This is a genomic window from Flavobacterium sp. (genome assembly GCF_035456225.1).
In the GTDB taxonomy this organism is placed as follows: domain Bacteria; phylum Bacteroidota; class Bacteroidia; order Flavobacteriales; family Flavobacteriaceae; genus Flavobacterium.
In genome coordinates, this window is record NZ_DATIDM010000019.1 from 1 (window position 1) to 8,140 (window position 8,140).

Sequence of the window (8,140 nt, forward strand, 5' to 3'; positions counted from 1 at the left end):
GATTCCTTCCGGAACTAATTTCTTCACATCGTCTTCAACATCCTGGAAATAACGGTCTTTCGAACCTGTCTGCATTGCTTCAACAGACCCCATTCCGCGGTAAGATTTGAACTTCCTTCCTTCGAAGATAATCGTTTCACCCGGCGATTCTTTAGTTCCTGCCAATAATGAACCTAACATTACGCAGTCAGCACCGGCAGCAATTGCTTTAGGAATATCTCCTGTATAACGGATTCCACCATCAGCAATTACAGGAACACCTATTCCGCGTAAAGCAGCAGCAACTTCCAACACTGCTGAAAATTGAGGGAAACCAACACCGGCAACAACACGGGTTGTACAGATAGAACCAGGTCCGATTCCGACTTTTACAGCATCGGCCCCGTTTTCTGCCAAGTATAAAGCAGCCTCTGGAGTAGCGATATTTCCAACCACCACATCCAATTCGGGGAATTTAGCTTTTACTTGTTTTAAAACGTCTACAACACCTTTGGTGTGACCATGAGCCGTATCGATGATAACAGCGTCTACTCCGGCGTTAACTAAAGCAGTTGCTCTTTCTACTGCATCGGCTGTAACACCAAGGGCAGCAGCAACGCGTAAACGTCCGAATTTATCTTTGTTAGCGTTAGGCTTTTGGGTAAGTTTTGTAATATCTCTGAAAGTAATTAAACCGATTAATTTTTTTTCGGAATTAACTACCGGTAATTTTTCGATTTTATTTTCCTGAAGAATTTCTTCGGCAGTTGCTAAAGTTGTTCCTTCGGGAGCCGTAACCAATTTTTCTGAAGTCATAACTTCCGTAATGGCGCGGGTATTGTTTTTCTCGAAACGTAAATCGCGGTTGGTAACAATTCCTTTTAAAATCAGATTGTTATCTACAACCGGAATTCCTCCGATACCGAATTCGCGCATCGCTAATTTTGCATCACCAACGGTAGCCGTTAAAGGTAAAGTCACCGGATCGATAATCATTCCGCTTTCCGCACGTTTTACTTTACGCACTTTAGCAGCCTGTTGTTCGATGGTCATATTCTTATGTAAAACACCAATTCCGCCTTCACGAGCCATAGCGATTGCCATAGAACTTTCAGTAACCGTATCCATTGCTGCAGATACAATTGGAACGTTAAGTGTAATGTTTTTTGAAAACTTTGTTTTGATACTTACTTCGCGTGGAAGTATTTCGGAATAGTTTGGAACCAGAAGAACATCATCGTAGGTTAGACCTTCACCGATAATTTTAGCTGTATGTGCTTTCATGTTGCAATTTGTAGTTAAATTGCATGCAAATATAGTACATTTAAACTTCTTATGAAAACCGTTTTAACTTAACTTTAAAAAACAAATTCCAAAGAAGCGTAAAACACTCTCGGTTCTGAAGGAATAATCCCAGGTCCCGGGTATCCTGTGGCTCTTCTTGTAAAATACCAGTTATCGGTTAAGTTATTTATCCCGCCCTCCAGTTTGAATCGTTTCCACTTATAGGCCGCTGAAAAATCCATTACGTAATAGGACGGAATTTGCCCGAAAATACCATAGACATTATCATTAGGGTCTGTCGGGTGATTTTCAGCATCGGTAAACTGGGACGAAACGTATGTAAACTGCAGACTCGATAAAAAGTTCTTATATCCCATTCCCATACCCGATTTTATATTGTACAAAGGAACAAACTCTACTTCATTTCCTTTGACATTAGCCTTGTCGGATTCCAGGTATTCAGAGCCAGTAACAGACACATTTGAAAATACATTCCAGACAAAGCTATCGGAATCTCCGAAGAATGTTTTTCCAATGTTCCAATCCAACATCGATTCAAAACCGTATGTTATTGCCGTTCCTATGTTATCACGTAAACGAACCACTGCGGCCCCTCCACCTGGATTTGGAGCTTCGTACTCCCCTATCTTCTGATCATAATACAAGGCAAAACCACTGATATCGAAAGTCACTTTATCAAATAACTTTCCTCTCACTCCCACATCCGATGTGTATCCGCTTTCATCGGTAATACCTTCGGCAATGGCCTGACTCGGGCTGGCGGTACGAATATCGTTAAAAGTTACAGAACGGTAATTTTGAGAAATGTTACCGTAAATTTCTATTTTACTTTTAGGCTTATAACTTAATCCTACACCTAACAGTAAGAAGTTACGTTCCTTAATAATGTTTTCATAAATGGTTTTGTCTTCCAGGATATTTCCAGCCAAATCCTTGGTGATTTCCCTATAATATCCGTCTGCCTGTGTTTTTATATATTCATATCTGAAACCAGGCGTAACCGAAAATTTTGGAGAAATTTTAAAGATATTTTCTCCGAAAAGAGCGGCATTCAGGTTAGGATAAACATACGATGACTGATTGGCGTATGTTGGGAATTCATCGGTAGCCAATTCGAAATCGGCATCACTTCCTGAACTACCCGGACCTTGGGCACCAGTATTTCGGGATTGATAATACTTGAAGCCAATTAAAAAGGCATTTGATTTATTAAAGAAAGAGTATTTTTTCAAGTAACGGGCTTCAGCACCCCAATTGACAAAATCTCCCAGAATAAGATCCCGTTCTGTTCCCGGAGTATCTGGATTTGAAACACGGTTGGAACGGTATCCTAAAGCTTCCCTTGACGCATCCAATCCGAATAACTGCAAAGAAAAATTAGCATCATTTTTAAATCGGTGCTTCAATCGAAGTGAATATAGATTCCAATCAACCGAAAACCAGTTACGTGTACGGTTACTCTGTGTCGGATCCTGATTAAACATATAATCCGTTAAACCCCCTGGCTGTTTTGCCAGATAATCAAAATGAGTGTAATCAAAATGCAGTGACGTATTCGCAGTGAACTGATAATTCAAATTGGCAAAGAAGTTTTTGGCATCAAATTGAGAATTCGGTCTGAAACCACTGCCTTGTTTATAGTTGTAAAACGAATAATAACTAAACTTTCCTTTGGTACCGCTTAAACTGGTAAAATTGGTAAACAGGTTATACGAACCACCGGTAATTCTATTGGTAAATTCTATTTCTTTCTTGCTGGGACTTTTTAATTTAAAGTTGATCATTCCCCCGAATTGGGTTCCGTACTGTAGCGATGCCGCCCCACGAACGATTTGAATCTCCTCCAAAGCTTCTGTTGGTGTGGCATAATAACTTTCCGGATAACCTAAAACATCGGCACTGATATCGTACCCGTTTTGACGCGTATTGAAATTGGATGTACGGTTCGGGTCCAAACCACGGCCTCCTATGGATAACTGCAATCCTCCGTCACTATTCTCATTAATGGTCAACCCGACCACCTGCGAGTAAATCTGACGGGCATTATTAGTTGCTTTGTTAGCCGTTAACTTATCCAGTACAACAACTTCTGTTTTTTTTCCGGCGTAAATTGCCGTTTCCTCGACATCCTTTAATTTACGGATAGCTTCAATATTTTCTTTTTGCTTGTTGATTACAACTTCTGAAAGTGTTTTGCCCAATGGGTGAAGCACCACTCGGAGAAATGTCTCATTTTGTGTAATGCTCACCGATTTTTCAACCATCGCATAATTTTCGGCGAAAAAAACGAAAACATAATTCCCATTATTCTTAACATTAATGGTAAAATCCCCTCGTTTGTCGGTAATGAAACTTCTGCCGTTACTTTTATCGATTATCTCGACACCCGCAAGGATTTTCCCCGAATTATCAGTTACCGTCCCGGAAAATTTATATTGCGAGAACACATTAAGTGACAAAAAAAGTAATAAAAAGTATTTATAATCCTTTAATTTCATCGTTAAACGGAAGTATCCAGGTTTTATGTTTAAATGATTCATTTTCTTTTGCAAGATTAACATTGGGGTCGATATATTTTCGGCTTAAACGACCATTGAGCGCAACATAACTTTCGACTCTGACTTCAGGGTCATTAATGCCGGTTTTTTTATAATGGTCGTGTAAAAAATGGGCGTATTCTAAAATAAAATCGGGTTGAAACGACATTTGCTTTTCCTGAAAAGGGGTCAGAAAATCGCTGTTGTTCACGTAAATGGTCTTTTTGGTAATGGCATCGGTAACTTTGAATTGCGTATACCCGGATTTTTCCATAAGCATTACGCGCCAGGAAAAACGAAAGCCTTCTTCGGTCCAGAAAAGTTCTCCCGGATACAGCAAATAGCGAAATGGGAAAAGCAATTGTAATACCATGAAAGCAGCAATGAAACCAACTTTTAATTTCTCAAAACCTATAAATTCTTGATTTTTTACACGTCCGTTTTCAAACAAATGCCAGTTCCCTTTAAATAATCCGAAGATTTTCTTCAGTACCTTTTTATGAAAATCGGATTCAAAGAAAATCAACGTACTGATGATCATTACATAAGGAAAAACACCTATGGGAAACAACATTTTGGTAAAAACGTGAAAAATGATGACCAGCAGAAAAGCCAGTATTCTTGTTCGTTTGTAAAGCAGTAAAAAGGGAATGGTTAAATCATAAATTGCTCCACACCAGCTAAATGCGTAATGCGCCCAATTTTCATTGAGGAATTCCCCAACGAAAGGCATTCCGGAACTCATCGGCAACCACATTTTTAAGGGCATAGCTTCGAGCAGCCAGTCTGAATTGAGTTTTGCCAATCCCGCATAAAAATAGACGATTGCCAACATAAGTCTGACAACATCAACGGTCCAGGAAGGTATTCGCTGAAATGCTTTCTCTGGATTTTTTAAAGCATCTACCGAATAAGCAGCATTTGCCGGCAAAAAAATCAACAGGAAACTGACCAATGAAATAAAATAATAGTGATTAAGATAAGTCGTTTTATCCATCAGTTCGATGTAGGTAAATCCGAGGAAAAAAACTGTTATCGCCATTCTGTATTTGTAGCCTATTGCAACCATAAGTGCTGCCAAACCACAAATAAAAAACAACAAATACGTAAAATTCCCGAAAGGTTTAACCCATTCGAAACCGTAAAAGGTAAAATGAAAATTAGGTTTAATATACATCTTTTCCACCCAACCGTAACTTACGAACCGGATGATACTAAACAGCATCATTAAACCAAACGCCAGCCTGAAAAAGGCCAGCGTCGCGGTTTCTGTTGTTTTATTAAGATATATTTTTAGACTGTCAATCATGATTAATCACCGTCTGCATCAACATAATCTACTGTAATATTAAGAGCCGGCATCATATCGGTTTTAAAATAAACCACATTCCACTGCATTTCATCATATGCAGCGATCATTTTACTGTTATCAGTAAAAATCTGTTCCGAAAAACTATCGCTCAACACAGAATTTGCACTGGAAACAGTTGCAAACTGACTATTGATAATGGTGCTTAAAGGCTGCCCGTTTTTTACCACATTCAAATAATCCAAATACGCTTTTAAGCCCGGTCCTGTTTGAGAAGAATTAAAATATTTTCCATTGAAAAAGTCTTGAGAAGCTTTTACAGCCTCATTCAATAAAACCTTTGAAATATCATTTTTATAATATGCTTCCACTTTATTTCCATAGGTTGTCCCACTTGAAAAAATTCCTGCAGGGATACCTACTTTTCCGGCACGCACATTCTTTTCATAATTCTTTACATAGATATTAACCATGCGGTTAACCGAACTGCTTACCGAGTTTCCGTTACTTCCAATAAAAGTTGATCTATAACTTGCGTTCCAATCGTTTACAATCAAATCCGCGTTGCTTTTCAGTTTCGCTGACAAATCTGTAAGGTACTGTTTGTATTTTGCAGCGTTAGTGTTTGACGTATAAAAAGTTACAATTGTTGCATCATCAGCACCTAAACCGTTTATCATATAATCAAGTGCCGGAAAACCTTGCTTATCAAATTGCGAAAGAAGAGCAAAGTTATATGTTCCTGATGCTATGTTAGCTTCAATACCGGTAGTGTTCGTAGGATAAATATTTGTACAATTCACAAAATTTATTTGTTCTGCTTTACCGATTTCATACAATGAAACATACTGAAAAGCTTTATAGGCATCAATCCAGGCTGTTCTTACTTCCTCTAATGCAATTTCAGAAGGAGCTGTTGTAAAAGTTGCCGTTACTGTCTGAAGCGTATTTACTTTTGCCTGATAATTTTCAAAAGCAGGGATAATCAAATTATCTGCCCAATTCGTTAAAAGTGCCGTTCTGTCATAACCGTCTCCTGAAGAACCCGAACCAGTACTATCACTGGAAGAACAAGCTGCAAAGAACACAGTAAAACCGATTAAAAGAAGTATTTTTTTCATTTTTGAAAATTTTTGCAAAAGTATAAAAAAACAGAAGAGTTTCCCTTCTGTTCTAATCAATTTTTATATTAGTTAACCGTTTCGGCTTCAGCTACCGTAAATCCGAATCGAGTAGCTATTTGTTCTGCCAATCCGTCGATGTGCTCATTTAGGTAATCAACATCCCAAAGTCCGAAGGTACCTCCTGTCAATTCATTCAGGATAGCATCGACTTCTGCTTTTGTCATATATGGCATGTTTGTTCCGGGTTTGTTAGTATAACGTAAACTCATGATAAACCCATATCCTTCAGAAAGTTCGTGGAATGCTTTCGCTCCACCATCAGTAGCCAATTTAGCTTTACCTTCTTTTAAATAGAATACAGCTCTAACCGCAGGAACCAATGCTAATTTTTCCTTGATGATATCGATTTGCATATCACGAGTTACATAATCACCTGCTGTAATTGCTGCTCTACCTTTTCTGAAAGCCAATTCGATATCTTCTTTTAAAGTTCCGAAATCAGAATCATCATCCACTTGCTTGATATAGCTGCTCCAAAATTTACGAACAGGGCTCTCCGCAGCTAGATCGTCACCTCCATAGATGTAACCATATGCTTCATCCCAAAGATGCTCCATTTTAGTGTAATTTTGACCTTGTTCTAAAACCTTATTTGTATTGTTTGCCCTGTTTGAACCCTGATCCAAAACATTTTTACTTAAATAATTATTCACGATCTGGTCTAAGAAACAAGCGCCCATCATACCTTTTAAAAGTACTTGTTGAGGCTCTAATCCATTAACAGCAAATAAACGCTTTGAAGTACCATCTAAATAAGTTCCTGCAGTTCCTGCAGAAGCTTCATGTCCACCACTAGCCAAGTTAGCATTAGTGAACTGATTTTCAAAAAAAAATCTTACGCTAAGCGGTTCTACTGCGCTACCATCTCCGTTGAAGTTAACGAAGAAATCTGTTGAAGCAGCAGTTTTATTTTTTAATTGTTTATCTGTAGCTGCATTCAAATCAGCGTTTGTAAATTGACCATTTACGTTGCTAAACATGTCAGATAATTTTGAAGCATCAACAACGGCCCCAGCATTTCCTTGGTTCTTAATATAAGCTCCCATTTCATCCAACATAAGAATTCTGTTAGTCTGACCTGTAAAGTCAACTGTTGACGCACCAGATCTTTCAAATGTATAAGTTTCAGGAGTTGTATAATTGAACTCTTGGTAATGAACACCATCTTCTGAACATGAAATAGCAAAAAAAGCCGTAACTGGTAATGAAACTAAAAGAAGTATTTTTCTCATTTTTGTTGAATTTTTTTACAAAAGTATAAAAAAACAGAAGAGTTTCCCCTTCTGTTTTAATCAATTTTCATATTAGTTAACCGTTTCAGCTTGAGCTACTGTAAATCCGAATCGAGTAGCTATTTGTTCTGCCAATCCGTCGATGTGCTCATTTAGGTAATCAACATCCCAAAGTCCGTTTGTTCCAGCAGTCAATTCATTTAATATTGCATCAACTTCCGCTTTTGTCATGTATGGAGCATTTGTACCCGGTTTGTTAGTATAACGCAAACTCATGATAAATCCATATCCTTCAGAAAGCGCATGGAAAGCTTTAGCACCAGAATCTTCAATCAATTTAGCTTTTCCTTCTTTAAGATAGAATACCGCTCTAACAGCAGGAACCAATGCTAATTTTTGTTTGATGATTGCGATTTGAGCATCACGTGTAGCATAATCATTTGCTGTAATTGCCGCTCTACCTTTTCTGAAAGCCAATTCGATATCTTCTTTTAAAGTTCCGAAATCAGAATCATCATCCACTTGCTTGATATAGCTGCTCCAAAATTTACGAACAGGGCTCTCCGCAGCTAGATCGTCACCTCCATAGATGTA

The 8,140-nt window shown here is 38.2% G+C and carries 6 protein-coding genes; all 6 read right to left on the minus strand.

Features of this window, described 5'->3' with window-relative positions; genetic code table 11:
- On the minus strand, window positions 1–1,263 hold a 1,263-nt coding region (gene guaB / locus VLB74_RS00925; RefSeq protein WP_325201593.1), incomplete at its 3' end, for an IMP dehydrogenase.
- 74 nt (window positions 1,264–1,337) lie between these two features.
- Window positions 1,338–3,782: a TonB-dependent receptor domain-containing protein gene (locus VLB74_RS00930; RefSeq protein ID WP_325201594.1), complete on the minus strand. Its 2,445-nt coding sequence runs from the start codon at window positions 3,780–3,782 to the stop codon at window positions 1,338–1,340.
- On the minus strand, window positions 3,763–5,130 hold the full coding sequence (locus tag VLB74_RS00935) for an HTTM domain-containing protein (protein ID WP_325201595.1): 1,368 nt from the start codon (window positions 5,128–5,130) through the stop codon (window positions 3,763–3,765). The genes VLB74_RS00930 and VLB74_RS00935 overlap by 20 nt, the downstream gene beginning before the upstream one ends.
- Before the next feature lie 2 nt (window positions 5,131–5,132).
- A complete protein-coding gene (locus tag VLB74_RS00940; RefSeq protein ID WP_325201596.1) occupies window positions 5,133–6,251 on the minus strand; it encodes an imelysin family protein in 1,119 nt (372 codons plus the stop codon).
- A gap of 68 nt (window positions 6,252–6,319) precedes the next feature.
- Window positions 6,320–7,546 carry a DUF4856 domain-containing protein gene (locus tag VLB74_RS00945; protein WP_325201597.1) on the minus strand — a complete coding sequence of 409 codons (1,227 nt, stop codon included), beginning with the start codon at window positions 7,544–7,546 and terminating at the stop codon, window positions 6,320–6,322.
- Between the two features lie 72 nt (window positions 7,547–7,618).
- Window positions 7,619–8,140, minus strand: a 522-nt coding sequence (locus VLB74_RS00950; protein ID WP_325201598.1) for a DUF4856 domain-containing protein, incomplete at its 5' end; no start/stop codon positions are given.

Bases quoted from the DNA above. Each gene is read 5' to 3' on its own strand.
- VLB74_RS00930 (WP_325201594.1), bottom strand. From the start codon at position 3,782: ATGAAATTAAAGGATTATAAATACTTTTTATTACTTTTTTTGTCACTT.
- VLB74_RS00940 (WP_325201596.1), bottom strand. From the start codon at position 6,251: ATGAAAAAAATACTTCTTTTAATCGGTTTTACTGTGTTCTTTGCAGCT.
- VLB74_RS00935 (WP_325201595.1), bottom strand. From the start codon at position 5,130: ATGATTGACAGTCTAAAAATATATCTTAATAAAACAACAGAAACCGCG.
- VLB74_RS00945 (WP_325201597.1), bottom strand. From the start codon at position 7,546: ATGAGAAAAATACTTCTTTTAGTTTCATTACCAGTTACGGCTTTTTTT.